The sequence below is a fragment of the Enterobacter sp. GD03975 genome (assembly GCF_029838645.1).
In the GTDB taxonomy this organism is placed as follows: domain Bacteria; phylum Pseudomonadota; class Gammaproteobacteria; order Enterobacterales; family Enterobacteriaceae; genus Enterobacter; species Enterobacter quasihormaechei.
Genome location: NZ_JAOBZC010000001.1, coordinates 37546 through 63810, shown reverse-complemented (window position 1 = coordinate 63810; position 26265 = coordinate 37546). Strand labels below are relative to the sequence as shown.

Below are 26265 nucleotides of genomic sequence, written 5' to 3'. Positions count from 1 at the left end.
ATAAAAGTTAGACACCCTCACCGAAGCCCGCTTTTTTAGGGATAACCTTAAGGCAAAAGTGCCAATTATCTTCCAGACTTATCCTTTTAATTCATAAGGATGTCACGCGATGAAAAATTTACTGATGGCGCTCTTTTCCAGCCCGGAATCTTTATTGCAGGTCATGAGTCACCAGGAAATTATCGAAGCCGTAGAGGATGGCGACCGCATCATTATCGACCAGGATGGAAACGCCTCGGTTAACTACAAAAGCAACGAGGTACGGCAGGACTTTCTGCGCCATGTCAACGCGCTAAAGAGGGCCTGAGATGGGAACGGCAATATTTATGGTATTGATGGTATGCGGGTACTGGTACACCAGCCGCGACCTGTCAACGCGATTCAAAATTAAGCGTTCATTCGGCTGGGACGTCTATTTTCTCGTGGCGCTGTATGGCTGTATTTTCGTCCTTCAGGGGGTGATCGCCACCGGCCTGCTGTGGCTGCTGTTGTTCGCCCTCTCCGCCGCCGATAACACTTTCCATTTCACGTCTGCGAAATATGCCGACTGGCAGATTGATTTTATGAACTGGAGCTTCCTGGGTATTCAGGCCCCGGTCGTGGTGATGCTGGCCTTTGCGATCCTGTTCTGTCTCTACCGCTCGAACTGGGCCGGCAGCGCGCGGCTCGACGGCGAAGGCCGGAAAAAATTGTACAAGCGGCTGGCGCAGTCGAGCGGTATCGAACAGCTGCTCTATCAGTGCATGGAAGAAGGCGAGCTGGCGCACGTCACGCTGAAATCGCGGCGGATTTATATTGGCATGATCCATACCGCCACGCTGGAGTATGAAAAAACCGCCAATATTGTGCTTATTCCGATGCTGAGCGGCTATCGTGACGGGAAAAACATGCAGCTGTGCATTGAACACAACTACAGCAAATGGTACGCCGAGCATGAGGTTACGCTCGACTCAGAGCCAAAAAGCGCCATGGATTTCCGTAAGGTGATCATGCTGGACCAGATTGAGAGTATTTCGCTATTCGATCCCGCAAGCGCGAGCGCGCTGGCGATGCGTGAATAAAAAAATGGCGCCTTATTTCTAAGGCGCCAGGATTATGAGGATGAAACCTAAACTTACGGCGTTACGATATTGAACCAGAAGTCAAACGTATCCATGTAGCTCAGCATCTCTTCCAGCTTCGCCCCGTCTCCGCTCACCTTCACGTCACCCTTGTCCACTGCCTGCTTCAGCGTCTCTTTCTTCAGGATGATGTCGTTCAGCGTGGTACGGTCAAGCGCGATGGTCGCATCGGCATCCTTCGCCTGCGCGTTGGCGGTATGGTTCAGCACGCCGTTTTCCAGCTCCAGCTTGTATTTGCCGCCATCCTTACCGAGATCGACGTTAAACACCGCTTTGGCGTTACCGGCACGCACCCCGTTGATGTGCACGCCCAGGTAATCGAAGAACATTTCTGGCGTCATCGCACGCACGGTATCCGGGCTGGCGGTGTTCGGCGTCGGCAGCTTTTTCACGCCATGTCGCAGCTCCTGCGCGCCGGTCAGGTAGAAGTTACGCCAGGTGCCCGCTTCCGCCTGATAACCTAACTGCTCCAGCGCATCGGCCTCCAGATTACGTGCCGCCTGGTTGTTAGGATCGGCAAAGATCACTTTGCTCACCACCTGGGCAACCCAGCGGTAATTGCCCTGCTGATAATCTGCTCTGGCTTTCTGCATAATGGCATCAGCGCCGCCCATGTACTGCACGAACTTCTTCGCTGCCTGTTCAGGCGGCAGTTCGTCGAGGGTTGCCGGGTTGCCGTCGAACCAGCCGAGATAAAACACGTAGGTGGCTTTGACGTCGTGGCTAACGGAGCCGTAGTAACCGCGGCTCGCCCACTGCTTCTCCAGCGATTCCGGCAGCTTAAATTCTGCGGCAATTTCATCGCGGGTCAGGCCCTTGTTGGCCATACGCAGGGTCTGGTCGTTGATGTAGCGGTACATATCGCGCTGGCCTTTCATCAGCTTGACGATATTCTCGTTACCCCAGGTCGGCCAGTGGTGCTGTGCAATAATCACTTCCGCGTCCGCGCCCCAGCGCTCAATGGCGGCGTTGATGTACTTAGACCAGGCCAGCGGATCGCGAATTTTTGCGCCGCGCAGGGAGTAGGTGTTGTGCAGCGTGTGGGTCACGTCCTCTGCGGCCTCGATCATTTTCTTCTCTTTGACGTACCACAGCATCTCCGACGGGGCTTCTGAACCCGGCGCCATCATAAAGTCGTAGGTCAAACCGTCGATCACTTCTTCCTGACCGGTATGGGTGATGTAGTTGGTCGGCGGGATGAGGGTGACGGTACCCGCAGAGGTGGTGGTGCCAAGGCCCGCACCCACCTGGCCTTTTGCGTCCGGCTTCAGCAGGTTGCCGTACATATAGCTGGCACGGCGGCTCATCGCGTTTCCGGCCATAATGTTTTCGGAAACCGCCTCTTTCATAAAGCCATCCGGCGCGTAGATTTTTACTTTGCCTGATTTCACGTCGGCTTCGTCAACCACGCCGCGCAGGCCGCCGTAGTGGTCAACGTGGCTATGGGTGATCACCACCGCCACCACCGGCTTCTTGCCGCGATTTGCATAGTAGAGATCCAGCGCCTCTTTCGCCGGTTCAGCGCTTAGTAGCGGGTCGATAACGGTAATGCCCTTCTCGCCCTCAATGATGGTCATGTTGGAGAGATCGAGATTACGGATCTGATACACGCCGTCGGTGACCTTAAACAGTCCGCCAATGTTGATCAGCTGTGACTGGCGCCACAGGCTCGGGTTCACCGTATCCGGGGCTTTTTCACCCTCTTTCACGAAGTCATACTTCGCCGGGTTCCAGATAACGTTTCCTTGCTCGCCTTTGATCATGTTCTGCGGCAACGGAGCGATAAAGCCCTTATGGGCGTTCTCAAAATCGGTTTTATCGGCAAAGGGCAGTTTATTATACAGGGCGTTATTAGCCTGCTGGGTTGTGGGTGTGGCATCCTGCGGCTGCACTTCAGCCCATGCAGAAAGCGAAAGCGATGTTAACACACCGGCCAGCGCCAGTTGCTTAGCGATTATCGTTAATTTCATTAAATGGCCTCATAGATTAATTGCGCCGCCCGGATATTTACTGCTGGCGGATAATTTAATGCGAACTCATTGAGGACCATTCTAAACAGAATACTTTCCCATCATAGTCCCATATGGGACTGGTATGAGGTTGTCTCGTCATCAGGACGCGACTCCTGCTATACTCGATGCGACGACAGACGTTGCGGGACGAGGCCTAGCGTGAATTTTCAGGACATCCATACCTATTATCAGCAGCTCAATATTGGGCGCTTTTTTCCACAAATCCTGTCTTCAGGAGAAGCGCTAACCGTTGCCGCAAATAAAAAGTTAGCCGTCGAGCCCGGCTATATTTATTTCTGTACCGAAGGTTCTCTGACGATATTAATGCCTGAAGATGGGTTGAATATTGGCAATACCATTGAATATATGCCCATCGGGCTAATGGAACGCTATTGCCCGCTAGCGAAATTTGAATATCGCAGCAGTGCGAAGGTTAAACTGGTAAAAATTCCCTACGCCGATTTCGACCAGCTATTTTTGCACGGCGGGCCAGAACGCGTGCAGGCGCTGGCCACTGTTCTGACCTTCATGTCGATTTTTACTATCGATCTGCACAACGAGCGCGGACAGGTCACGAGCTACCAGACCATCAAACACATGCTGTACCGCTATCTCTATCGGCAGGAAACCCATACGGGCGAAAATGAAGGCCTGGCGCTGTTTATCATCAAGCGCACCAACCTGTCGCGAACGCATGTTTTTCGCGTGCTGGCAGATCTGAAAGCCGGGGGGTATATCACCGTGAAGCGCGGAAAGCTGGTGTCGATTGACCGGCCGTTGCCGGAAGCGTATTAAGCTCAGCCTCACGGATTTAAAAGACGCGCACAACCGGCGATTAATTATCCCGACCAGCCGATTTTGGCCGCAAATTCTCATCGAAGACCAGCCGCTTGCGCCCGGGCTCTTCTTCGCGCAGCGGCTCCACCTGATGCAGCGTCTGCTTACAGCGGTCCACCAGCACCTGATACTCCCGCGTGCCCTGCATTTTCCACTCGATTTCCTGCGCGCTCAGCTCACGAATCGCTTTTGCCGGACTGCCAAGGATCAAATGATTCGCCGGCATCTCCGCTTTCGCCTTCACAAACGCCGCCGCCCCGACGATGCTGTTTTCGCCGATCGTCGCCCCGTCCATCACCACCGCATTCATCCCCACCAGCGCGTTACGGCGGATGACGCAGCCATGAAGGATTGCGCTGTGGCCGATATGCCCGTCCTCTTCGACCACGGTGTCCTGCTCCGGAAATCCGTGCATCACGCAGTTATCCTGAATGTTCGCACCGTCTTTCACCACGATTCGGCCAAAGTCACCGCGCAGGCTGGCGTTGGGGCCTACGTAAACGCCTTTCCCGAGGATCACGTCGCCAATCAGCACCGCCGTCGGGTGAACATAGCTCTCTTCAGGCACGACCGGCGTCAGACCATCAATTTGATAAACAGGCATACCCTCTCCTTATGTGATATTCAGACCACCAAAGCGCTGATGATAAAGCGTGCCGGGCGCGGGCAGCTCACCCACGGAGGTCTCGCCCTTCTCGCTGACAAACGCCAGGCCGCCCGCCGCCACGCGCTGGTAGATGTTAATGCACAGCTGCCGCGCGCTCTGTCCCGCCCAGTGCGCAGGGAGTAACTCCTCCGGCAACAGCGGATCTTTCAGCACCACGCGACGATAAAAATGAATGAGTAACAGCTGGATCTGGAAGCAGCGTTCCGGGGTTAACTCCTCCGGCGACGCCTCCTTCAGAAGCGGCAGCAGCGGACGAAACGAATGGATAAATGTTTCGTACATCGCGTTTTGTTCAGTCAGCTGCCAGCACTCTTCCACGCGGGCTCTTAACGCCGCACGTGATAAGGCCAGCGGTGAATGGGCCTCAAAGAAGATGACGTTTTCCGCCACGCCCGCGTCATGCAGCAGAGACTGCACATCCGCCAGGTTCTGCGACGGCGAGGCCATCAGGCTCGGTGCCAGCGTGCCAAACCCTTGCCAGATAAGCTGTTTTTTTACATCCGCGAGCGTGGTTTTATCCAGCCCCTCGGAGAGCAGCAGCAGCCATTTACCGTCCCAGGCCGGCAATTCCGCACGGTAGATTTTATTTTCCGCGCGACGGGTCAAACGCAGCCCCTTGTCGCTGAGACGGTAAAAGCTGCGGCGACCAATTCGGGACACATCCAGCCAGCCCTCTTTGTTGAGGCGAAACAGCGCGGTGCGCACAAAGCGCTCGCCAAATCCCATCCCTTCCAGCAAGGCCGCCAGGCTGCCGAGCCAGATCTCTCCGCCGCGATGGGAAAGCGCGTCGCCATACAGCGAGGAGATAAGCGACGTTCCGCTCACCGGAACCGAGCTGACCGCGTGCTGGATAAAAGCGTCAAGTTTATTCATGTGATTCATTCTGTTGTTATTTTTTTCCTGGATGAATCATAGCACAGGAATTTGGGTTTCCCCCCTCACCCCAGCCCTCTCCCTCAAGGGAGAGGGGGCCGTCATGTTGTGAGGTTCCTTCACCCGTTAGCCGCGACCTTACGCAGATCAAACACCCGACAGGCTTTGCCCTCGGAGCGCGGAATGCTGCCGCAGTTCACGATCGTCACGTCCGTTGAGATCCCCACCATCGATTTAATACGGTGCCGCAGCTGGTGGCAGACCTGACAGCGCTGTTCATGCGTCAGCGTTAAGCTGCTCTGTTTTAGTTCAACCTTCACCGAAAGTGAATCAAGATGTCCGCGGCGGTTGACCTCCAGCTGATAGTGCGGCGAAAGGTGTTCGAACTTGACGATCTCCTCTTCCAGCTGTGACGGGAAGACGTTCACGCCGCGAATGATCAGCATGTCGTCACTGCGCCCGCTGATGCGATCCATCCGGCGCATGGTGCGCGCGGTGCCCGGCAGCAGGCGCGTCAGGTCGCGGGTGCGGTAGCGGATCACCGGCAGCGCCTCTTTGGTCAGGGTGGTGAACAGCAGTTCGCCCTGCTCCCCGTCGGCCAGCGGCGCGCCGTCATTGGGGTTAACGATTTCCGGGAAGAAATGATCTTCCCAGATGGTCGGGCCGTCCGTGGTTTCCAGACACTCCATCGCCACGCCCGGCCCCATCACTTCCGAAAGACCATAGATATCCAGCGCGGTAATGCCCAGCCGTTTTTCAATTTCACAGCGCATCGCCTGCGTCCACGGCTCGGCGCCGAAAACGCCCACGCGCAGGGAACAGGCGCTGGCGTCACCGCCCATCTGACGCTCCAGCTCTTCGATAAGGTTCAGACAGTAAGAGGGCGTCACCATGATCATATCCGGCTGAAAATCGCGGATCAGCTGCGCCTGCTTCTCCGTCTGGCCGCCGGACATCGGGATCACCGTCGCCCCCAGACGCTCGGCACCGTAGTGCGCGCCCAGCCCGCCGGTGAACAGCCCGTAGCCGTAGGCCACGTGAATTTTATCCTTTGCGCTGCCCCCGGCGGCGCGCAGGGAGCGGGCGACGATATTGGCCCAGTTGTCGATATCATTTTGGGTATATCCTACCACGGTCGGCTTCCCGGTGGTGCCCGACGAGGCGTGGATACGCACCACCTGCTCCATCGGCACCGCAAAGGTATCGAACGGGTAGTTGTCGCGCAGATCCTGCTTGGTGGTGCACGGGAATTTTTGCAGGTCCGCCAGCTCGCTAAAATCGTCAGGGTGAACGCCCGCGGCATCAAACTTGCGTTTGTACATCGGAACGTTGTGGTAGGCGTGGTTCAGCGTCCACTTCAGGCGCGCGGTCTGCAACGCCTGTAATTCATCAACGGACGCGGTTTCGATCGGATCAAGCTTTGTTGTATTTATCATCGCAGGGTACTCACATTATTGTTCGCTCAAACACGCTCAAGGATCATGGCAATGCCCTGACCCACACCGATGCACATCGTACACAGCGCGTAGCGCCCGCCGCGTCGGTGCAATTCATTGCTTGCCGCCAGCGCCAGTCTGGCACCGCTCATGCCCAGCGGATGACCTAGCGCGATCGCCCCGCCGTTCGGGTTAACGTGCCCGGCGTCATCCGGCAAACCCAGCTGGCGCAGCACGCCCAGCGCCTGGGCGGCGAAGGCTTCGTTCAGCTCAATGACGTCCATATCGGTGATGCTCAGCCCGGCACGTTCCAGCACCTTGCGGGTGGCGGGCACCGGGCCTAGCCCCATCAGACGCGGCTCGACGCCCGCGGTCGCCATTGCCACAATGCGGGTGCGCGGCGTTAACCCCTGGGCAAGCGCCATCGGCTCGCTGGCGATAATCAGCGCCGCCGCGCCGTCGTTCACGCCGGAGGCGTTCCCCGCCGTCACCACCCCGTTCTTACGGAACGGGGTTTTCAGCGCGGCAAGCTGTTCAAGAGTGGTTTCGGCGCGGGGATGTTCATCCACGCTCACTTCCGTCACCGCCCCTTTTTTCCCCGCCACCTGTACCGGAATAATCTCCTGCGCCAGAACGCCGTTCTGCTGCGCCCGCGCGGTGCGCTGCTGGCTGCGCAGGGCAAACGCGTCCTGATCGGCACGGCTGATATTTAACAATTCCGCTACATTCTCTGCCGTTTCGGGCATGCTGTCAGTTCCGTATTGCTGATGCATGAGCGGATTCACAAATCGCCAGCCGATGGTGGTATCGAAGATCTCCGCCTGACGCTGAAACGCAGCAGTGGCTTTGCCCATCACGAACGGTGCGCGGGACATGGACTCCACGCCGCCCGCGATCAGCAGATCGCCGTCGCCCGCCTTAATGGCGCGTGCGGCAAAGCCAATCGCGTCCAGCCCCGACCCGCACAGGCGGTTAATGGTGGTGGCGGACACCGTCTGCGGCAGCCCGGCCAGCAGCGCCGACATTCTTGCCACGTTGCGGTTATCCTCCCCGGCCTGATTTGCGCAGCCGAAGATCACGTCATCAATGCGCTCCAGATCGAGCTGCGGATAACGCGCCAGCAGCGCGCGCAGCGGCACGGCCCCTAAGTCATCGGCGCGCACGCTGGACAACCCTCCGCCGTAACGGCCGACCGGGGTACGCACCCCCTCACAAATAAATGCGTCACGCATCAGGCTTCTCCTGTCACACTGCCGCCGGTGCGGTGGGATTTCCCGCGAAAAAGCGCGACGGTTTTCTGGTGTTGGTTCTGAATTTCAATGTCGTATACGCCGGTCAGCTTGCCCTGATGCTTCACCCGAGCGGTGGCGGTCAGCTTGTCTCCGGCAAAGCCCGGTCGCAGAAAGTCGATGGCGCAGCCTGAGGCTACCGCCGCCAGACCCTGACTGTTGCAGGCGTAGGCAAAGGCAGTATCGGCCAGCGAGAACAGCTGTCCGCCGTGGCAGGTTTTATGCCCGTTAAGCATTTGCGGGGTGATGGTCATGGTCACCACCGCATAGCCCTCGTCCATGTCGATAATGTCCATCCCCATCGCCTGCGCGCAGGCGTCTTGTTCGTACATCGCGCGGGCGTTATGCCAGGCGTTATGACTCATAGCTACTCTCCAGAAGCGCACGCTGGCGCAGCAGGGAACAGGGGCGATAGCGTTCCTCGCCGTAGTGACGTTGCAGGTTCTCCAGCAGGGTTAACAGACGCTGCCAGCCAAGGCGCTCGCCCCAGGCGATGGGGCCGCAGGGATAGTTGACCCCTAAGCGCATGGCGGTATCGATGTCTTGCTCGCTGGCGACCCCTTTTTGCAGGGCGTCCAGCGCTTCGTTGGCAATCATCGCCACCGTGCGCCAGACCAGCAGGCCGGGGTAATCCGCAATCTGTAACACCCGCTTCTCCTGATGCTGTAACCAGTAAATGGCCTTCTGCGTGGCGGAGCGCGGGTTGCCGGGCGCGGCGGCAATCACGGCCACATCCCGCTCGATACGGTCGACTACCACCACCGGGCAGCCGTGGCGCAGCGCCAGCGCCTGCGCGGTTTCACCCTGCGTTTCAATCAGCAGCAGTTCGTCAATTTCCGTGACACCGTCACTTCTTCGCTGTACGCGCATCGGGCTGAAGCTGTCGCTGACCGGGTCGAGCCAGCTGACGGCGGGTTTTTCCTCCTGCCAGCGGTAAACGCCCTGCCCGCTTTTTTTGCCCAGACGCCCCGCCAGCACCAGCTCTTGCTGCATCAGCGACGGCAGAAAACGGCGCTCCTGCCAGAAGGCGTTAAACACGGAGCAGGTCACGGCAAAGTTGACGTCCTGACCGATCAGGTCCGTCAGCTCAAGCGGCCCCATCGGGAAGCCGACGCCGTCTCGCAGGGCGGCGTCGATCGCCTCGGGCGTTGCCACCTGCTCTTCCAGCGCGCGCCAGGCTTCCGAGTAAAACGGACGCGCCACGCGGTTGACGATAAACCCCGGCGTGGACTGACAGCGTACCGGCTGCTTTCCCCAGCTCAGCGCCAGCTCGCACAGCGCATCGGCCACTTCGGACGAGGTGGCCAGCCCGCTGACCACCTCCACCAGCTTCATCACCGGCGCGGGGTTAAAGAAGTGCAGCCCGGCGACGCGTTCAGGGTGGCTAATCTCCGCCGCAATCGCGGTAACGGAAATGGACGAGGTGTTGCTGGCGAGCAGCGTCTGCGGCGGACAGACCTCTGCCAGCTGGCTAAACAGGGCTTTTTTCACCTCAAGCCGTTCGGAGGCCGCCTCGATCACCAGATCGGCTTTCGCCAGGGCATTGATAGTCGTCACCGGCGTCAGGCGGGACAGGATCTGCTCCGCGGCGTCGGCAGAAAGTTTTCCGCGCGAAACGCGAGAGGTCAGGCGCTGGTGAATGCCGTCAACGGCGCGGGAAATCGCCGCTGCGTCAATGTCGTACACCAGCACCGGATGACCGTGGCTGGCCGCTACTTCGGCAATGCCGGCACCCATGGTGCCGCTGCCGATCACGGCGATCGTATGAAGGTTGGTCGCCATCTTATTTCCCCGTAAAGTTCGGCGTACGTTTTGCCAGAAACGCGCTGACGCCTTCCCGGTAGTCGTCGCTGCGTCCGGCCAGACGTTGGTAGTCGCGCTCCAGATCGAGCTGGGCATCAAGGGTGTTGGTTTCGGCGGCGTTAATCGCCTGCTTGATCAGGCCCAGGCCAAAGGTAGGCTGAGAGGCAAAATGCAGCGCCATCTGCCGGGCGGTGTCAGAGAGCTGTTCATCGTCCACCACCTGCCAGATCATCCCCCACGCCTGCGCCTGTTCGGCGCTGAGCTTATCGCCCAGCAGCGCCAGCCCCATGGCGCGGGCACGTCCGGCCACGCGCGGTAGCAGCCAGGTGCCGCCGCAGTCCGGCACCAGTCCGAGCTTGCTGAAGGCCATCACAAAATTGGCAGAACGGGCGGCTATCACCATGTCGCAGCCGAGGGCCAGCGTGGCACCCGCTCCTGCCGCCACGCCGTTAACCGCGCAGATCACCGGCTTCGGCAGCTTCGCCAGGCGGCGCACCAGCGGGTTGTAAAAGGTCTCAACGGACATGCCCAGATCCGGCGCGGGACCGTTGGGATCCACGTTACGATCGTTAAGGTCCTGCCCGGCGCAGAAACCGCGCCCCGCCCCGGTGATCAGCAGACAGCGGATGGCGTCATCGCGCTCGGCCTGCTTCAGGCATTCGGAAAGCTGCTGGTGCATGACATCGTTAAAGCTGTTCAGGCGATCCGGGCGGTTCAGCGTAATGGTCATTACGCCCTGCTCAACATGGCTCAGAATACATTCCACAATTAGCGTCCTTTGAAGTCTGGGGTGCGTTTTTGTAAGAAGGCGTCGATACCTTCCCGGCGATCGTCGGTGGCTGCGAGCAGCGTAAACAGCTGACGCTCCTGCGCCAGCCCGGCCTGGAGCGGGACTTCCTGCGACTGGCGTAGCGCCTGCTTCGCCGCCTGTAGCGCCAGCGGCGAGTGGCTCGCCATCCGTGCCGCCAGCTTCAGGGCGTACTCCAGCGTCAGCGAGGCCGGGAAGACGTCGCTGACCAGCCCGGCTCTGTGCGCCTGAACCGCCGTGAGGCTTTCACCCGTCAGCACCATTTTGCAGGCCAGGGATTTGCCCACGCTGCGGATCAGCCGCTGGGTGCCGCCTGCGCCCGGCATGATCCCGAGGGTGATTTCCGGGAGGCCAAAACGGGCGTTATCGCCGGCAATCACCACGTCGCAGAGCAGCGCCAGCTCGCAGCCGGCGCCCAATGCGTAGCCGTTCACGGCGGCGATCAGCGGTTTATTGAAGGCGTCTATCCGTGCCCACAGCCGGGGGCGAATATCATTCAGGGTGGCGGACAGATCTTTCTCCGCCATTTCGTTCAGATCGGCCCCGGCGGCAAAGCAGCGTTCATTGCCAGAAATCACGCAGACGGCGATTTCAGCATCCGCTGCGGCGGCCTCAAGCTGCTCGGCAAGCTGCATCAGCAGCGTATTGTTGAGCGCGTTGCGCGCCGCCGGACGGTTTAGCGTTAGCTGCAACACGCGGCCATGACGGGTGACAATCAGTTCGCTCATGCCATCCCCTTCGCGTCAAAATCGACGATGACGTCGGCGGTTAACGGCAGCGCCTGACAGCTCAACACATAGCCCGCAGCCAGCTCGTCCGGCTCCAGGCTGTAGTTGGTCGCCATATCGACTTTTCCGCGCAGTACTTTGCATTTGCAGGTGGCGCATACGCCGCCCTTGCAGGCATACGGCAGATCCGCACCCTGACGCAGGGCGGCGTCCAGGATGCTCTCATCGTCCGCCGTCAGGGTAATTTCCCGGTCGCGTCCGTCCTGACGGACGGTGACCTTCTGCCCCTCGGCCTGCACGCTGTGCGTCCGTTTCACGGTAGTGCCCGGCGTGTTAAACCGCTCAAGATGGATCGCTTTTTCCGGCATGCCGAGCGCTTTCAGCGCCGCCTCGGCCTCGTCCATCATCGCCGACGGGCCGCAGATAAAGGCTTCGTCGTACTGGCGGAAATTGATCAGCGTTTTTGCCAGCGCCTGAAGCTTTTCGCCGTCAATGCGGCCATGAAGCAGATCGCTGTCGAGCGTCTCCTGGCTGAAGATGGAGACCAGCTGCAAGCGCTGCGGATATTTGTCCTTCAGGTCTGCCAGCGCCCGACGGAACATCATGCTCTGGCTGCTGCGGTTGCCGTAAATCAGGGTGAAGTGGCTGTGCGGTTCCGTGGACAGCGTAGCGGATAAAATGGCCAGCATCGGGGTGATCCCGGACCCGGCGGCGATTGCCAGATAGTGGCCTTCGCGTTCAGCCTGCGGCTGGTAGCCGAACTGCCCCTGGGGCACCATCACCTCTAAAGCCATGCCCTGCTTAATCTCGTCCCGGGCGTAACGGGAGAAGCGCCCGCCGTCGATGGCTTTGACCGCCACGCTGATCTCCCCCGGTGCGGTGCTCCGGCAGATGGAGTAGCAGCGGCGCAGTTCGTCACCGCCAAGCCTGGCTTTCAGGGTCAGATGCTGACCGGGGCGGAAGCGGTACGCTTCCTGCAACGCCTGCGGCACCGCGAAGGTAATGGTCACCGCGTCGCGGGTTTCAGGTTCTACTTTTGCCACTGTTAGTGAATGAAACGTTGTCATGGCGGCCTCAAATACATTTGAAATAGTCGAAGGGCTCACGGCAGGTATTGCAGCGGTAGAGCGCTTTGCAGGCCGTCGAACCAAATTCACTGATAAGCGCGGTATCGGTGCTCGCACAACGCGGGCAGCTCACCTCTGCGGGAGCGTGGGCATGGCAGCTATGGCCGACAGGCGGGCTGATACCATATTCACGCAGGCGCCTGCGCGCATCGTCGGTCATCCAGTCGGTGGTCCAGGCGGGCTCCAGTTGCAGAACAATATGTACCGGGGAAAAGCCGTTCCCGGTCAGGGTTTCGCGGATGGCCCCCAGCAGATGCTCCGTTGCCGGGCAGCCGGAATAGGTCGGCGTGAAGCCAATAACCCAGCCTTCCCCCTGCGCCTTCACGCTGCGCACCATGCCTAAATCGGTGATGGTGAGCACCGGCACTTCTGGGTCGGGGATCTGGCTTAGCAGCGCCCAAATCTGCGGGATTTGGGCAGGCGCAATGTCGACGAGGCGTTGCATAGCGTTCTCCTTCACCACTGCTGGCCGGGGTAGACGCGCTGGAGATACTGCATTTCTGCCAGCATCGGCCCCAGATGTTCGGTATGAAGCCCCTGCTTGCCGCCCGTGCGATACGCCATGTCTTCGGGGACGCGGAGGGTGGCTTCCGCCAGCCCGGCAAACACTTCGCGCTCCCACGGCTCGCGCAGGGTGCGGGGATCGACCGCCACGCCAGCGTCAATCAGCGCCAGCTCGACGTCGTCGGCATCGAACAGCTCGGCCGTAAAGCGCCACAGGCTATCCACCGCCTGCTGCATTTTCTGGGCGGAGGTTTCTGTTCCGTCGCCCAGACGCACCAGCCAGCCGCGGCTAAAGCGCAGGTGATAGCGCGCCTCCTTAATGGCTTTTGCGGCGATGGCGGCAAGCTGGCCGTCGCTGCTGTGGATCAGTCGCTCGTACAGCGCCACGTTCCATGCATCCATAAGGTACTGACGGGCAATGGTGTCAGCGAAGCTGCCGTTTGGCTGCTCCACCAGCAGCAGATTGCTGAACTGACGCTCATCGCGGCCATAGGCCAGGGTGTCTTCATCCCCCGTTCCGTCCAGCTCAGCGGCGTAGGTCAGGAAGTTGCGCGCCTGGCCGAGCAGGTCGAGGCCGATGTTGGCGAGGGCCAGGTCAATCTCCAGCTCCGGCGCGTGGCCGCACCAGGCGCCCAGACGCTGGGAGAGCACCAGACCGTTGTCGCCCAGTCGCAGGGCATATGCAGATACGTTGTTCATCCCTACCCTCACATGTGCTCAATGCCATCAGGGATGGTGTAAAACGTCGGATGGCGGTAGACCTTGCTTTCCGCCGGATCGAAAAATTCACCGCTCTCTTCCGGCTGGGAGGCAACGATTTCGCTCGCCTTCACCACCCAGATGGAACAGCCTTCGCTGCGGCGGGTATAAGCGTCACGCGCGTTTTCCAGCGCCATGCGGTCGTCGGCAGCGTGCAGACTGCCCACGTGACGGTGCGACAGACCCTGCTTAGAACGGACAAAAACTTCGTATAACGGCCAGTAAACATTGCTCATGGTTAATTCCTCTTATGCGGCCTGGCGGGCCCGTTGTTTTTCGGCATGCGCCAGCGCGGCTTCACGCACCCACGCGCCGTCGTCCCAGGCTTTACGTTTGGCGGCCAGACGTTCGTGGTTACAGATCCCGCGCCCGTTGATGACCTCGTCAAATTCCTGCCAGTCGATATCGCCGAAGCGGTAGTGGCCGCTCGCGTCATCAAACCGCAGGTCAGGGTCCGGCACGGTCATGCCGAGCATTTCCACCTGAGGCACCGTGTTATCAACGAAGCGCTGGCGCAGCTCATCGTTGCCGAAGCGCTTGATCTTCCAGGCCAGGCTGCGGGCACTGTTTGGCGAGTTGTCGTCGTTGGGTCCAAACATCATCAGCGCTGGCCACCAGAAGCGGTTAATGGCGTCCTGCAACATCTGACGCTGGGCTTCGCTGCCCTGCGCCAGCGCCATGCAGGCCTCAAAACCCTGACGCTGGTGGAAGCTCTCTTCTTTACAGATTTTCACCATCGCCCGGGCATACGGGCCGTAAGACGTGCGGCACAGCGCCACCTGGTTCACGATGGCCGCACCGTCCACCAGCCAGCCGATAACGCCGATATCGGCCCAGCCCAGGGTCGGATAGTTGAAGATGGAGGAGTATTTCATCTTGCCGTCAAGCATCTTTTGATAGATGTCCTCCCGGGCGCAGCCCAGCGTTTCCGCCGCGCTGTAGAGGTACAGGCCATGTCCGGCTTCGTCCTGCACCTTCGCCAGCAAAATGGCTTTCCGGCGCAGCGTCGGCGCGCGGGCGATCCAGTTCCCTTCCGGCAGCATGCCGACAATTTCAGAGTGGGCGTGCTGTCCAATCTGGCGGATCAGCGTCTTGCGGTAAGCTTCCGGCATCCAGTCCTGCGGCTCGATGGCCGTCTCCTGCGCGATGCGTTGCTCAAAGCGTTGTTCTTGCGTCACATAACCACCTTTATGATTCGTTAGATCACCATATGCAGCAAAATGGTGAATCACTTGGTTTCTTAAAAGTTACACAAAGGTTAAATATAACCCCAAGAAGCGTTTGCTTATTTTGTGACGACGCTCGCAAGGGTTTTCGTGAACAGCAGGAATCGCGCGGGTTTTTCATGACGAAGATGAGCAATGCAGATCACAACGTTAACAATTCATTAAAACTCAGCTTGATTTTTATGATTCATGATCAAACTATCTATAGTGAAATCACGAAACATCTGGAGAGAAGAAATGCAGCAGTTAGCCAGCTTCTTGTCCGGCACCTGGCAGTCAGGCCGGGGCCGCGAGCGCACCATAACCCACGCTATTAGCGGGGAAACGCTATTTGAAGTCACCAGCGAAGGGCTGGATATGGCGGCCGCACGCCGTTACGCCATTGAACACGGCGGGGAGGCGCTTCGCGCAATGAGCTTTATCGAGCGTGCCGCCATGCTAAAGGCGGTGGCCAAACACCTGCTGAGCCAGAAGGATCGGTTTTACGCCCTTTCAGCCCAGACCGGCGCAACGAAGGCCGACAGCTGGGTGGACATTGAAGGCGGTATCGGCACCCTCTTCACCTACGCCAGCCTCGGCAGCCGCGAACTGCCGGACGATACCCTGTGGCCAGAAGATGAGCTGATCCCGCTGTCGAAAGAAGGCGGCTTTGCGGCGCGCCACGTGTTGACGTCCAGGTCCGGCGTGGCGGTACATATCAACGCGTTCAACTTCCCGTGCTGGGGGATGCTGGAAAAACTTGCCCCGACCTGGCTTGCCGGGATGCCCGCCATCATCAAACCCGCCACCGCCACCGCGCAGGTCACGCAGGCGATGGTGAAAGCGATTGTCGAGAGCGGCCTGGTGCCGGACGGCGCCATCAGCCTGATCTGCGGCGGCGCGGGCGATCTGCTGAGCCAGCTCGACAGCCAGGACGTGGTGACGTTTACCGGATCGGCCAGCACCGGACAGAGCCTTCGCGTGCACCCGAATATCGTCGCCAATTCCATTCCGTTTACCATGGAAGCGGATTCCCTGAACTGCTGCGTGCTCGGTGAAGACGTAACGCCGGAGCAGCCGGAATTTGCGCTGTTTATCCGTGAAGTGGTGCGCGAGATGACCGCCAAGGCCGGGCAAAAATGTACCGCCATCCGCCGCATCATCGTGCCGGAAGCGCAGGTTGAGGCCGTCAGCCAGGCGCTGATTGCGCGGCTGGAGAACGTGGTCGTCGGCGATCCGGCGCAGGAAGGAGTGAAAATGGGTGCCCTGGTCAACCATGAGCAACGCGCCGACGTGCAGGAAAAAGTCGATCATCTACTTGCCGCGGGCTGCCAAATCCGTCTGGGTGGTAAGGCAGATTTGCAGGCGGCTGGCGCATTCTTCCCGCCCACCCTGCTGTTCTGCCCGCAGCCGGACGAGACGCCGGCCGTTCACTCCACCGAAGCCTTTGGCCCCGTCGCCACCCTGATGCCGTATCGCAATACCGAACACGCCATGCAGCTGGCGCGAGCGGGCGGCGGCAGCCTGGCGGGAACGCTGGTCACGGCAGATTCAAACGTGGCGCGGCAGTTTATTGCCGGGGCAGCACGCGCCCACGGACGTATTCAGATCCTCAATGAGGAATCTTCCAAAGAGTCTACCGGACACGGTTCCCCGCTGCCGCAGCTGGTGCACGGCGGTCCGGGACGTGCGGGCGGCGGCGAAGAGCTGGGCGGCCTGCGCGCCGTGAAGCATTATCTTCAGCGCACGGCCATTCAGGGCAGCCCGTCCATGCTCGCCGCCATCGGCAAACAGTGGGTGCGTGGCGCCGGGGTGCAGGAAGATCGCGTTCATCCGTTCCGTAAATACTTTGAAGAGTTACAGCCGGGTGACAGCCTGCTGACCCCGCGCCGTACCCTGACGGAAGCGGATATCGTTAATTTTGCCTGCCTGAGCGGAGATCACTTCTATGCCCATATGGACAAAATTGGCGCGGCGGAGTCGATTTTTGGCGAGCGCGTGGTGCACGGCTATTTTCTGATTTCCGCCGCGGCGGGGCTGTTTGTTGATGCCGGGGTTGGGCCGGTTATTGCCAACTACGGTATGGAAAACCTGCGCTTTATCGAGCCGGTTAAACCGGGCGACACCATTCAGGTGCGCCTGACCTGCAAACGTAAAACGCTGAAGAAACAGCGTGCTGCCGATGAAAGGCCCACCGGCGTGGTGGAATGGGCGGTTGAGATTTTCAACCAGCATCAGCAGGCCGTGGCGCTCTACTCCATCCTTACGCTGGTGGCGCGCCAGCAGGGTGATTTCTGATCAAAGCAACAAGATTGACGTTGCTGCATCAATTGTTTAAGAACATCAAAAAGCCTGAATAGAAACATGGACTGGATGGCTTTGATTAATCAAACCATCCAGTCAGCCCGGTCTGGATAAGTTACAACCGGAAACAGTAAGCAAATTGACCATATTGTTAGCATGGTTATTATTTAGCGACGCGAATATTCCCGCGTTAAATTACATGGAAGAGTATTAGGCTATGGCAATTCCTGTTTATCTTTTCTTAACTGATGATGGTGGCGCAACAATTACAGGCTCGGTGGATATACGTTATCGTGAGGGAAGCATTGAAGTCACTGGCTTTACACATAATCTAAGCCTACCAACCGATCCATTGACTGGGAAAATTACCAGTAAACGCAACCATGCCCCAGTCGTTTTTCAAAAAGAAATCGATTCCTCCTCCCCTTTCCTGATGAAAGCCGTTGCGACTGGCCAAACCCTTAAAACGGCTGAGTTCAGGTGGTATTGCATTAATGACGCGGGGCAGGAAGTAGAATATTACAATATGCGCCTCGATAATATTCGCGTCGTTTCCGTTACGCCATTGATGCATGACATTAAGGACCCGACGAAAGAAAAACACAATCATCTTGAAGTCGTGGAACTACGCTACGATAAAATAACCTGGACGTATTGTGATGGTAATTTACAGTTTGCTGACTGCTGGGCTGAGCGTTGAATATGCGAATTCCATCATATTCAACACCCTATAATATTGCATCCTTTGCACCACCTGGCGTGGACGTTGTGAGCCACATGGTAATTGCGCGATTTCACGGTGGCCCCTCATTAATGACCTACATATGGTTTTATCAAATGGTCAGGAATCATGGCCCCTGGGATTATAAACAAGGCCGGGCACATTTTGCCAACTTTGGCAATTTTCATTACGGTGCCGTTGGCGCCGCAGCGGGTATTCCGGATGGCATTCTGCTCCGGGGGGCAGGTACTGCACAGATTCTTGCCGGGACAAGCGATCCTGTCCAATTTGCAAAATTCCAGAGTCATAATAACTACGGTGATGACCCAGTCGATCAATTATGGATAAGGGCAGGAATTGATTATGCACGACGTTCGGGTTTTTAACTGGCGCGCTGGTGTGATTTTACTTTTTTTCCTTATATTCATTGCATACCCCTTCCGCGATCTGTTTACCGTATATGAACATTTGCAGGAAAAAATCCAGGTTAACGAGCGTTTAACGCTTTATATCACCCAGGTTGAGGCAGGTTCACTGTCTAAGAACAGGTATCATATTTATCTCTTTGATGCGAAAAAAAGCACGGAAGATTTCATGTCCAACGTTAAGGACATTACCCCCGTCATGATCACCGATGATGATAAAACTTCGGTGACGATTAAAGAGGGAGACATTTATTTTCGCGTTCGCGGTAAGGTCTATTCGTTCACGACGGTAGGTTTCGACGTCCGCATACATCTCGACAGTTCACCTTATTGAAGCACCCTTTTTCTGTCACGGGGTGTGATGCACTCCCGGTCTTTTTTTAACCTGGCAAGACTGACAAACAACCTGGCAGATGCAGGCAAACGATTTTCGTGCGCGCCTGTCAGGATAAGGCTGACACAACACAATAAACACAACAAGATGAGGTCTGCGATGGGAAGCTATTCTTCTTTTTCTGCCCGTAGAACGGCGCTGGCCATGGCCGTTGCGCTCTGTTGCGCCTGGCAATCCCCGGTTTACGCGCACGGCAGCGAGGCGCATATGGTTCCGATGGACAAAACGCTCCAGGCGTTCGGGGCTGACGTGCAGTGGGATGATTATGCCCAGATGTTTACCATCGTTAAAGACGGTGCCTTTGTGAAGGTCAAACCCGGCGCCAATACCGCCATCGTTAACGGCACGCCGTTGGCGCTACAGGTGCCCGTGGTGATGAAGGACAACAAGGCATATATCCCGGAGACCTTTATCAACGATGTCTTTCAGTCCGGTCTTGATCGGACCTTCCAGGTCGAAAAAAGCCCCCATCCGTTAAACGCGCTGACGGCTGATGAAATCAAGCAGGCCGTGGAGATTGTGAAAACCTCTGCGGATTTTAAGCCCAATACCCGCTTTACCCAGATCGCGCTGGCGGAGCCAGATAAAGCCAAAGTCTGGGACTTTGTGCTGAACGGCACGGCGGTGGATGCGCCCCGCCAGGCCAATATCATCATGCTTGACGGCAAACGCATCGTCGAAAGCCGGGTGGATTTGAAGGACAAAAAGATCCTCCACTGGGCGCCGATCAAAGACGCGCATGGCATGGTGCTGCTGGATGACTTCAACACCGTGCAGCAGATCGTCAGTGAGAGCCCGGAGTTTGCCGCGGTGCTGAAAAAGCGCGGCATTAACGATCCAAAGAAAGTGATCACCACACCGCTTACCGTCGGCTTTTTTGACGGCAAGGATGGGCTGAAACAGGAAGATCGCCTGCTGAAAGTGATCAGCTATCTCGACGTGGGCGACGGTAATTACTGGGCGCACCCGATTGAAAACCTGGTCGCGGTGGTGGATCTTGAGCAGAAGAAAATTCAGAAAATTGAGGAAGGCCCGGTCGTGCCGGTGCCGCTCACCCCGCGCCCGTATGATGGGCGCGACCGCGTTGAAGCGGAGAAAAAACCGCTGGATATTATCGAGCCGGAAGGCAAGAACTACACCATCACCGGGGATAGGGTGCACTGGCAGAACTGGGATTTTCATCTGAGCCTGGACTCACGCGTCGGCCCGATGATCTCCACCGTGACCTATAACGACAACGGCAAAAAGCGCCAGGTGATGTACCAGGGTTCGCTCGGCGGAATGATCGTGCCGTACGGCGACCCGGATATCGGCTGGTACTTTAAAGCCTACCTGGACTCCGGTGACTACGGCATGGGTACCCTGACCTCTCCGCTGGTGCGCGGTAAAGACGCGCCGTCTAACGCCGTGATGCTCAACGAAACTATCCCGGACTACACCGGTGCGCCAATGGAGATCCCCCGTGCGATCGCCATTTTCGAGCGTTATGCCGGGCCAGAATATAAGCACCAGGAGTTAGGTAAACCCAACGTCAGCACCGAACGCCGCGAGCTGGTCGTGCGCTGGGTCAGCACCGTGGGTAACTACGATTACATCTTCGACTGGGTGTTCCATGAAAACGGCACCATCGGCATTGATGCGGGTGCCACGGGCATTGAAGCGGTAAAAGGCGTACAGACAAAAACGATGCATGACGCCACCGCGAAAGATGATACGAAATACGGGACGCTGATCGACCATAACATTGTCGGTACCACGCACCAGCACATCTATAATTTCCGTCTGGATATGGACGTGGATGGTATTAACAACAAGCTGGTGGCCATGGATCCGGAAGTCAAACCAAACGCCGCTGGCGGCCCGCGCACCAGTACCATGCAGGTTAATCAGTATGATATTGATACCGAACAGCAGGCCGCCCAGAAGTTCGACCCGGGCACCATCCGCCTGCTGAGCAACACCCGCAAAGAGAACCGCATGGGTAATCCGGTTTCGTATCAGATTATCCCTTACGCGGGGGGCACCCACCCGGTGGCGACGGGCGCGAAGTTTGCTCCGGACGAGTGGATTTACCACCGCCTGAGCTTTATGGATAAACAGCTGTGGGTGACCCGTTACCATCCTGACGAAATGTACCCTGAAGGGAAATACCCGAACCGTTCCACCCACGATACGGGCCTCGGGCAGTACAGCAAAGATAACGAGTCGCTCAACGACCAGGATAACGTCATCTGGATGACTACCGGCACCACCCACGTCGCCCGCGCCGAAGAGTGGCCGATCATGCCGACGGAATGGGTGCACACGCTGCTCAAGCCGTGGAACTTTTTTGACGAGACGCCAACGCTCGGCAAGAAAAAAGCCGAGTAAAAATAAGCAACCGCCGGGCGCAATGCCCGGCTTTTCATCCGCTTACTTGCTGAATCCCCCTCCCGAATTATAGTTAATGTTACTTCGCTTAATCCTTTTGCAACTCTTGAAACATTTTGCAGCAACCGAAGTTTCCACAAACGACGCGAAACACCACCGAGAGGTTTTAGGATGAAAATCAATCAGATAGTCAGAGGGCTGGTGCTGGCAGGATGTGTTGCATCCGCAAGTTCAGCTTGGGCAGCCGAAGCACCCAAGGACGCAACCGCAGCAACGCAACAGGCCAACAACGCACTCTTCAACCAGCTCCCTTTCTCCGATAACACCGATTTTACGAACGCCCACAAAGGGTTTATTGCCCCTCTTCCTCAGGAAATGATCAAAGGTGAACAAGGCAACACCGTCTGGGATCCGAAGCAGTACGCCTTCATCAAAGAAGGCGATAAAGCGCCCGATTCGGTTAACCCGAGCTTATGGCGTCAGTCCCAGTTGATTAACATCAGCGGCCTGTTTGAAGTCACCGAGGGCGTCTACCAGATCCGTAACCTCGACCTGTCAAACATGACCATAATCGAAGGTAAAGAAGGCATTACCGTCGTTGACCCGCTGGTTTCAGCGGAAACGGCCAAAGTCGGGATGGATCTTTACTATAAAAATCGCGGCAAGAAACCTGTCGTCGCCATGATTTACACCCACAGCCACGTTGACCACTACGGCGGCGTGCGCGGCGTGGTGGACGAAGCCGACGTGAAGGCCGGCAAGGTCAAAGTCTACGCGCCAGCCGGATTTATGGAGGCCGCCGTCGCGGAAAATATCATGGCGGGTAACGTCATGAGCCGCCGCGCCAGCTATATGTACGGCAACCTGCTGAAGCCGGATGCGAAAGGCCAGGTCGGCGCGGGTCTCGGCACCACCACCTCCGCCGGGACGGTTACCCTGATTGCCCCGACCAATATCATCGAGAAAGATGGACAGAAAGAGGTCATCGATGGCCTGACCTACGATTTTATGCTCGCGCCGGGCTCCGAAGCACCTTCCGAGATGCTCTGGTATATCGAAGAGAAAAAGCTGATCGAGTCTGCGGAAGACGTCACCCATACGCTGCATAATACCTACTCCCTGCGCGGCGCGAAAATTCGTGAACCGCTGCCATGGTCGAAATACATCAACCAGGCCATTGTACGCTGGGGTGATAAGGCCGACGTCATTATGGCGCAGCACCACTGGCCGACCTGGGGCAACGAAAATGTGGTTAACCTGCTGAAAAGCCAGCGCGACCTCTACCGCTACATCAACGACCAGACCCTGCGCATGGCGAACGAAGGGCTGACGCGTGACGAGATCGCCGCCAACTTTAAGCTGCCAAATTCTCTGGCCAATACCTGGGCCAACCGGGGCTATTACGGTTCCGTCAGCCATGACGTCAAAGCCACCTACGTGCTCTATTTAGGCTGGTTTGACGGCAACCCGGCGACCCTGGACGAACTGCCGCCTGAAGAAGCCGCGAAGAAATTTGTGGAGTATATGGGAGGCGCGGATGCCATCCTGAGCAAAGCCAAAACCGACTTTGACCAGGGGAACTACCGCTGGGTGGCTCAGGTTGTCAGCAAAGTGGTCTTTGCCGATCCAAACAATCAGGCTGCGCGAAACCTGGAAGCGGACGCGCTGGAGCAGCTCGGTTATCAGGCTGAATCAGGCCCGTGGCGTAACTTCTACCTGACCGGCGCGCAGGAACTGCGCAACGGCGTGGTGAAAGGCCCTACCCCGAACACCGCCAGCCCGGATACCGTGCGCGCAATGACGCCAGAAATGTTCTTTGACTATCTGGCGGTGCACATCAACGGCGAAAAAGCGGCGGACGCTAAATCGGTATTTAACATCGACCTCGGCAGCGACGGCGGCAAATACAAGCTGGAGCTGGAAAACGGCGTGCTGAACCACACGGCGAACGTTGAAGCGAAAGACGCTGACGCGACTGTAACCCTCAACCGCGATACGCTGAATAAAATCATCCTGAAAGAAGTGACGCTAAAACAGGCGCAGGATAACGGCGATATCAAAGTGACCGGCGATGCCGCCAAGCTCGATGCCATGCTCGGTTATATGGATAAATTTGAATTCTGGTTTAACATTGTGACCCCGTAACGGCATGCACACGCGGGCGGACCTTCCGCCCGCTCAAGGAAAATTCTCTTTAATGGAAAAAAGACATCCAACGACACCCGAGCCTGCGACATGGCCGACCCGTAAATCAATGGTTGTCCACGGGCTGGCCGTGAATCTGCCCTGGCTCGCCTTTGTCAATGCGAGCTTTGCGCTGATGGTTCTGCTGCGCAATTCCCTGTTCGGCCATTTTGACGCCCTCTTGCACATCAGCCCGCCTCTCAGACAGATGATTGATGCTTCCATGCTGGGGGTAGTCATTCTTTCCGTGGCGCTGGTCATCATGGCCTGGCGCCACATCCGCGGCGTCAGCGCCGTGCTGTTTATGTGCAGCCTGCTGTGGTCGATAAGCTGTTACTGGTTTATCACTGTGATCCAGCTTCCTCACCCCTGGCCGGTATTCGTTACCCTGCTGATGGCCGGTATGACCGCGCTCTATTTTCATCCTGTGGGGCTGGTGTGCTTTATCGCGCCGCTGTGGATCACTCTGCCCGTTGCCAGCATGCTGCTGAATCACGAGATTAACCTTCGCTTTGTCGGGCTGTGGGTGGTCTTCACCTTCATTCTCGTTTGCGGACGCTACATCCTGTTGAGCTGGTTTGAAGAGGCATGGCGTCGCAACCAGCAGAATCAGCGTCTAATTTCACGGCTGGATGCGCTGGCCCACCAGGATCCGCTGACGAGAACGGCCAACCGCCGGGCGATGGAGCTGGTGCTGGAAAACGCGGTGGAGCAAGGCAAACGCTTTACGGTGCTGATGCTGGATGTCGACTACTTCAAGCTTTATAACGACACCTATGGTCACCAGGCAGGAGACGATTGCCTCGCGCGGGTCGCAGAGGTGCTGAACGCCTCGGTGCGCACCCCGGAGGATGTGGTCTCCCGCTACGGTGGCGAGGAGTTTGTGGTGATCCTCTTTGACTGCGCGGAAAACGTTGCTGAAAAAGTCGCTGCGCGGATCCAGGAAGGCCTGCGCACGGCAGCCATTCCGCACGGTGCGTCGAAGGTCAGTGAATATGTGACGGTCAGTATGGGGATTGCCGCCCATAGCACAGGACTTGCCGGTCCGGAAATCATTGCCCGCGCCGATGCGGCGCTATATCGGGCGAAAGAGGCCGGGCGGGATCGTTGGAGTCGTTAAGTCATGCCGGGTGGCGCTGCGCTTACCCGGCCTACGAAACCGATCCCCTAGGCCGGGTAAGGCGTTTTATTAATACCGCACGCACACCGACTTGGTTTCACACCAGCCATCCAGCCAGTCGGGGCCGAAATCGCGCCCGGTGCCGGACTGCTTCATACCGCCGAACGGCAGGTTGGCGTCGATCAGCGTGTGGCTGTTCACCCACACGGTTCCGGCCTGTAGCCTGTCGGTGTACTCCAGCGCTTTGCTGATGTTCTGCGTCCAGACGCTGGCCGTTAAGCCATATTCAGTGTCGTTCGCCAGCTGAAGCGCCTCTTCCCCGTCGGCGACACGAACCAGGTTGACCACCGGCCCGAACACCTCTTCACGCGTCAGGCGCAGATGATTATCCGGGTTGACCACCAGCGTTGGCGAAACGTAATAGCCTTTGCCGTCTGGTCCCCGGTTCCCGGCGATCAGCTCCGCATTGTGTGCCTTTGCTTCATCCAGGAACGCCTGGACCTTATCGCAGTGGGCGCGCGACACCAGCGGATTGATAAACGCCTCGGGCGACATGCCCGGGCCGACGGTCAGGGATTTCACGGCCTGTTCAAACCCGCTGACCAGCGTGTCAAACAGCGGGGCCTCAATATAAATGCGCGAGCTGGCCGCGCAGACCTGCCCCTGATTCAGAAAGCTGCCGGTCATCAGCCCTTCAATCACCCACGCCGGATCGGCATCTTTCAGCACGATGGCCGGGTTTTTGCCTCCCAGCTCCAGCGTCACGCCCGTTAGCGTATCCGCCGCCGCGCGGGCTATCTGCTTGCCCGTCGCCGTCGAACCGGTAAAGCTCACTTTGGCAACGCGCGGGTGCGAGGTCAGTGCCGCGCCGCAGACAGCACCACTTCCGGTTACGACGTTGAACACGCCATCCGGGACACCCGCCTCGCTCGCCAGTTCCGCCACCCGTAACAGGGTGAGCGGCGTGGTTTCGGAGGGTTTGATCACGATGGAACAGCCTGCCGCCAGCGCGGGCATCACTTTCCACATGCCAATCATCAGCGGGAAGTTCCACGGCACAATCCCCGCCACGACCCCCACCGGCTCTTTGCGCGTCCACGCCTGATAGCGCGCGCCCTGCGGCAGAGGAATAGAGAGATCGAGAGTTTTGCCGGCAATTTTGGTGGTCAGCCCCGCCGTGTAGCGCATCCAGTTCAGGGTACAACCCACCTCAAAGGCGCGGGAAATATTGATGGATTTCCCCTGCTCCAGGGTTTCGAGCTGCGCCAGCTCTTCGCCGTGCTGTTCCACCAGATCCGCAAAACGCAGCAGGATGCGTTCCCGCTCTGCCGGCAGACGCCCGGCCCAGCTTCGGGCGACAAAGGCGCGCCAGCCGGACATCACCGCACGATCGACATCGTCGACGCTGGCATCGGCGGTGGAGGCAATCACCTCTCCGGTCGCCGGGTTGTAGACGTTCAGACGCTTTTCGCTGTCGGATGCCGCCTGACGCCCTTCAATCCACAGGCCGTGCTGACGGTCTAAAAACTGCTGCACGCCCGGCAGGACGGCGACGTGTGATTCGGACATAGGGTACTC

At 58.1% G+C, this 26265-nt stretch carries 25 protein-coding genes; 10 read left to right on the top strand and 15 right to left on the bottom strand.

The window, feature by feature from the left end:
• The first annotated feature begins 109 nt into the window (after nucleotides 1–109).
• Complete coding sequence (locus tag N5C09_RS00300; protein ID WP_022648035.1) at nucleotides 110–307, top strand: hypothetical protein; 198 nt, start codon at nucleotides 110–112, stop codon at nucleotides 305–307.
• A 1-nt stretch (nucleotide 308) separates the two neighbouring features.
• The gene (locus tag N5C09_RS00295) at nucleotides 309–1061 is read left to right on the top strand and encodes a hypothetical protein (protein WP_063866783.1); all 753 of its coding nucleotides are present in this window, start codon (nucleotides 309–311) and stop codon (nucleotides 1059–1061) included.
• 53 nt (nucleotides 1062–1114) lie between these two features.
• On the opposite strand, the gene N5C09_RS00290 is transcribed toward N5C09_RS00295, so the two are convergent.
• Nucleotides 1115–3091, bottom strand: coding sequence for an alkyl sulfatase dimerization domain-containing protein (locus tag N5C09_RS00290; RefSeq protein ID WP_279748183.1), 1977 nt, complete (start codon nucleotides 3089–3091; stop codon nucleotides 1115–1117).
• A gap of 201 nt (nucleotides 3092–3292) precedes the next feature.
• On the opposite strand from N5C09_RS00290, the gene N5C09_RS00285 reads away from it, so the two are divergent.
• Nucleotides 3293–3928: a helix-turn-helix domain-containing protein gene (locus N5C09_RS00285; RefSeq protein ID WP_063866785.1), complete on the top strand. Its 636-nt coding sequence runs from the start codon at nucleotides 3293–3295 to the stop codon at nucleotides 3926–3928.
• 40 nt (nucleotides 3929–3968) lie between these two features.
• On the opposite strand, the gene paaY is transcribed toward N5C09_RS00285, so the two are convergent.
• The 13 genes from paaY to paaA form a co-directional block, all read right to left on the bottom strand.
• Nucleotides 3969–4574: a phenylacetic acid degradation protein PaaY gene (gene paaY, locus N5C09_RS00280; protein ID WP_102750680.1), complete on the bottom strand. Its 606-nt coding sequence runs from the start codon at nucleotides 4572–4574 to the stop codon at nucleotides 3969–3971.
• 9 nt (nucleotides 4575–4583) lie between these two features.
• The gene (gene paaX / locus N5C09_RS00275) at nucleotides 4584–5519 is read right to left on the bottom strand and encodes a phenylacetic acid degradation operon negative regulatory protein PaaX (RefSeq protein ID WP_279748182.1); all 936 of its coding nucleotides are present in this window, start codon (nucleotides 5517–5519) and stop codon (nucleotides 4584–4586) included.
• Nucleotides 5520–5629: 110 nt separating this feature from the next.
• Nucleotides 5630–6946: a phenylacetate--CoA ligase PaaK gene (gene paaK, locus N5C09_RS00270; RefSeq protein WP_279748181.1), complete on the bottom strand. Its 1317-nt coding sequence runs from the start codon at nucleotides 6944–6946 to the stop codon at nucleotides 5630–5632.
• A gap of 26 nt (nucleotides 6947–6972) precedes the next feature.
• Entirely contained in the window at nucleotides 6973–8178 is a 1206-nt protein-coding gene (gene pcaF / locus N5C09_RS00265) for a 3-oxoadipyl-CoA thiolase (RefSeq protein ID WP_193037431.1), read from the bottom strand.
• On the bottom strand, nucleotides 8178–8600 hold the full coding sequence (paaI, locus tag N5C09_RS00260) for a hydroxyphenylacetyl-CoA thioesterase PaaI (protein ID WP_063866790.1): 423 nt from the start codon (nucleotides 8598–8600) through the stop codon (nucleotides 8178–8180). The genes pcaF and paaI overlap by 1 nt, the downstream gene beginning before the upstream one ends.
• Nucleotides 8590–10017, bottom strand: a complete 1428-nt coding sequence (gene paaH, locus N5C09_RS00255) for a 3-hydroxyacyl-CoA dehydrogenase PaaH (RefSeq protein WP_193037429.1) — start codon at nucleotides 10015–10017, stop codon at nucleotides 8590–8592. The genes paaI and paaH overlap by 11 nt, the downstream gene beginning before the upstream one ends.
• A 1-nt stretch (nucleotide 10018) precedes the next feature.
• Nucleotides 10019–10807 carry a 2-(1,2-epoxy-1,2-dihydrophenyl)acetyl-CoA isomerase PaaG gene (paaG, locus tag N5C09_RS00250; protein WP_131637603.1) on the bottom strand — a complete coding sequence of 263 codons (789 nt, stop codon included), beginning with the start codon at nucleotides 10805–10807 and terminating at the stop codon, nucleotides 10019–10021.
• Entirely contained in the window at nucleotides 10807–11574 is a 768-nt protein-coding gene (gene paaF / locus N5C09_RS00245; protein ID WP_193037427.1) for a 2,3-dehydroadipyl-CoA hydratase PaaF, read from the bottom strand. Before paaF ends, paaG begins: the two co-directional genes overlap by 1 nt.
• Entirely contained in the window at nucleotides 11571–12641 is a 1071-nt protein-coding gene (paaE, locus tag N5C09_RS00240; RefSeq protein WP_279748180.1) for a 1,2-phenylacetyl-CoA epoxidase subunit PaaE, read from the bottom strand. Before paaE ends, paaF begins: the two co-directional genes overlap by 4 nt.
• A 7-nt stretch (nucleotides 12642–12648) precedes the next feature.
• Complete coding sequence (paaD, locus tag N5C09_RS00235) at nucleotides 12649–13146, bottom strand: 1,2-phenylacetyl-CoA epoxidase subunit PaaD (RefSeq protein ID WP_107535289.1); 498 nt, start codon at nucleotides 13144–13146, stop codon at nucleotides 12649–12651.
• 11 nt (nucleotides 13147–13157) lie between these two features.
• Entirely contained in the window at nucleotides 13158–13904 is a 747-nt protein-coding gene (paaC, locus tag N5C09_RS00230; protein WP_279748179.1) for a 1,2-phenylacetyl-CoA epoxidase subunit PaaC, read from the bottom strand.
• Between the two features lie 8 nt (nucleotides 13905–13912).
• Nucleotides 13913–14200 carry a 1,2-phenylacetyl-CoA epoxidase subunit PaaB gene (gene paaB / locus N5C09_RS00225; protein WP_003857353.1) on the bottom strand — a complete coding sequence of 96 codons (288 nt, stop codon included), beginning with the start codon at nucleotides 14198–14200 and terminating at the stop codon, nucleotides 13913–13915.
• A 12-nt stretch (nucleotides 14201–14212) separates the two neighbouring features.
• Entirely contained in the window at nucleotides 14213–15142 is a 930-nt protein-coding gene (gene paaA / locus N5C09_RS00220; protein ID WP_279748178.1) for a 1,2-phenylacetyl-CoA epoxidase subunit PaaA, read from the bottom strand.
• A 285-nt stretch (nucleotides 15143–15427) separates the two neighbouring features.
• On the opposite strand from paaA, the gene paaZ reads away from it, so the two are divergent.
• The 7 genes from paaZ (at nucleotide 15428) to N5C09_RS00185 (ending at nucleotide 24687) form a co-directional block, all read left to right on the top strand.
• The gene (paaZ, locus tag N5C09_RS00215) at nucleotides 15428–17467 is read left to right on the top strand and encodes a phenylacetic acid degradation bifunctional protein PaaZ (RefSeq protein WP_193037421.1); all 2040 of its coding nucleotides are present in this window, start codon (nucleotides 15428–15430) and stop codon (nucleotides 17465–17467) included.
• 223 nt (nucleotides 17468–17690) lie between these two features.
• Nucleotides 17691–18173: an Hcp family type VI secretion system effector gene (locus N5C09_RS00210; RefSeq protein ID WP_279748177.1), complete on the top strand. Its 483-nt coding sequence runs from the start codon at nucleotides 17691–17693 to the stop codon at nucleotides 18171–18173.
• 113 nt (nucleotides 18174–18286) lie between these two features.
• The gene (locus tag N5C09_RS00205) at nucleotides 18287–18580 is read left to right on the top strand and encodes a polymorphic toxin type 44 domain-containing protein (RefSeq protein WP_279748176.1); all 294 of its coding nucleotides are present in this window, start codon (nucleotides 18287–18289) and stop codon (nucleotides 18578–18580) included.
• Nucleotides 18558–18953, top strand: a complete 396-nt coding sequence (locus N5C09_RS00200; RefSeq protein WP_193032496.1) for a hypothetical protein — start codon at nucleotides 18558–18560, stop codon at nucleotides 18951–18953. The genes N5C09_RS00205 and N5C09_RS00200 overlap by 23 nt, the downstream gene beginning before the upstream one ends.
• Before the next feature lie 159 nt (nucleotides 18954–19112).
• Nucleotides 19113–21383, top strand: coding sequence for a primary-amine oxidase (tynA, locus tag N5C09_RS00195; protein WP_279748175.1), 2271 nt, complete (start codon nucleotides 19113–19115; stop codon nucleotides 21381–21383).
• 171 nt (nucleotides 21384–21554) lie between these two features.
• Nucleotides 21555–23528, top strand: a complete 1974-nt coding sequence (locus N5C09_RS00190; protein ID WP_279748174.1) for an alkyl sulfatase dimerization domain-containing protein — start codon at nucleotides 21555–21557, stop codon at nucleotides 23526–23528.
• A 52-nt stretch (nucleotides 23529–23580) separates the two neighbouring features.
• On the top strand, nucleotides 23581–24687 hold the full coding sequence (locus N5C09_RS00185) for a GGDEF domain-containing protein (RefSeq protein ID WP_279748173.1): 1107 nt from the start codon (nucleotides 23581–23583) through the stop codon (nucleotides 24685–24687).
• A gap of 69 nt (nucleotides 24688–24756) precedes the next feature.
• Here the strand turns inward: N5C09_RS00185 and N5C09_RS00180 are convergent, their stop codons facing one another.
• Nucleotides 24757–26256, bottom strand: a complete 1500-nt coding sequence (locus tag N5C09_RS00180; protein WP_204642184.1) for an aldehyde dehydrogenase family protein — start codon at nucleotides 26254–26256, stop codon at nucleotides 24757–24759.
• Nucleotides 26257–26265 lie beyond the last annotated feature (9 nt).

Coding starts and splice junctions, on each gene's coding strand:
- paaE (WP_279748180.1), bottom strand. CDS start 12,641: ATGACAACGTTTCATTCACTAACAGTGGCAAAAGTAGAACCTGAAACC.
- N5C09_RS00300 (WP_022648035.1), top strand. CDS start 110: ATGAAAAATTTACTGATGGCGCTCTTTTCCAGCCCGGAATCTTTATTG.
- paaK (WP_279748181.1), bottom strand. CDS start 6,946: ATGATAAATACAACAAAGCTTGATCCGATCGAAACCGCGTCCGTTGAT.
- paaD (WP_107535289.1), bottom strand. CDS start 13,146: ATGCAACGCCTCGTCGACATTGCGCCTGCCCAAATCCCGCAGATTTGG.
- paaH (WP_193037429.1), bottom strand. CDS start 10,017: ATGGCGACCAACCTTCATACGATCGCCGTGATCGGCAGCGGCACCATG.
- N5C09_RS00190 (WP_279748174.1), top strand. CDS start 21,555: ATGAAAATCAATCAGATAGTCAGAGGGCTGGTGCTGGCAGGATGTGTT.
- pcaF (WP_193037431.1), bottom strand. CDS start 8,178: ATGCGTGACGCATTTATTTGTGAGGGGGTGCGTACCCCGGTCGGCCGT.
- paaY (WP_102750680.1), bottom strand. CDS start 4,574: ATGCCTGTTTATCAAATTGATGGTCTGACGCCGGTCGTGCCTGAAGAG.
- paaX (WP_279748182.1), bottom strand. CDS start 5,519: ATGAATCACATGAATAAACTTGACGCTTTTATCCAGCACGCGGTCAGC.
- N5C09_RS00210 (WP_279748177.1), top strand. CDS start 17,691: ATGGCAATTCCTGTTTATCTTTTCTTAACTGATGATGGTGGCGCAACA.
- N5C09_RS00180 (WP_204642184.1), bottom strand. CDS start 26,256: ATGTCCGAATCACACGTCGCCGTCCTGCCGGGCGTGCAGCAGTTTTTA.
- N5C09_RS00295 (WP_063866783.1), top strand. CDS start 309: ATGGGAACGGCAATATTTATGGTATTGATGGTATGCGGGTACTGGTAC.
- tynA (WP_279748175.1), top strand. CDS start 19,113: ATGGGAAGCTATTCTTCTTTTTCTGCCCGTAGAACGGCGCTGGCCATG.
- paaI (WP_063866790.1), bottom strand. CDS start 8,600: ATGAGTCATAACGCCTGGCATAACGCCCGCGCGATGTACGAACAAGAC.
- paaF (WP_193037427.1), bottom strand. CDS start 11,574: ATGAGCGAACTGATTGTCACCCGTCATGGCCGCGTGTTGCAGCTAACG.
- paaC (WP_279748179.1), bottom strand. CDS start 13,904: ATGAACAACGTATCTGCATATGCCCTGCGACTGGGCGACAACGGTCTG.
- N5C09_RS00290 (WP_279748183.1), bottom strand. CDS start 3,091: ATGAAATTAACGATAATCGCTAAGCAACTGGCGCTGGCCGGTGTGTTA.
- N5C09_RS00205 (WP_279748176.1), top strand. CDS start 18,287: ATGACCTACATATGGTTTTATCAAATGGTCAGGAATCATGGCCCCTGG.
- N5C09_RS00185 (WP_279748173.1), top strand. CDS start 23,581: ATGGAAAAAAGACATCCAACGACACCCGAGCCTGCGACATGGCCGACC.
- paaB (WP_003857353.1), bottom strand. CDS start 14,200: ATGAGCAATGTTTACTGGCCGTTATACGAAGTTTTTGTCCGTTCTAAG.
- paaZ (WP_193037421.1), top strand. CDS start 15,428: ATGCAGCAGTTAGCCAGCTTCTTGTCCGGCACCTGGCAGTCAGGCCGG.
- N5C09_RS00200 (WP_193032496.1), top strand. CDS start 18,558: ATGCACGACGTTCGGGTTTTTAACTGGCGCGCTGGTGTGATTTTACTT.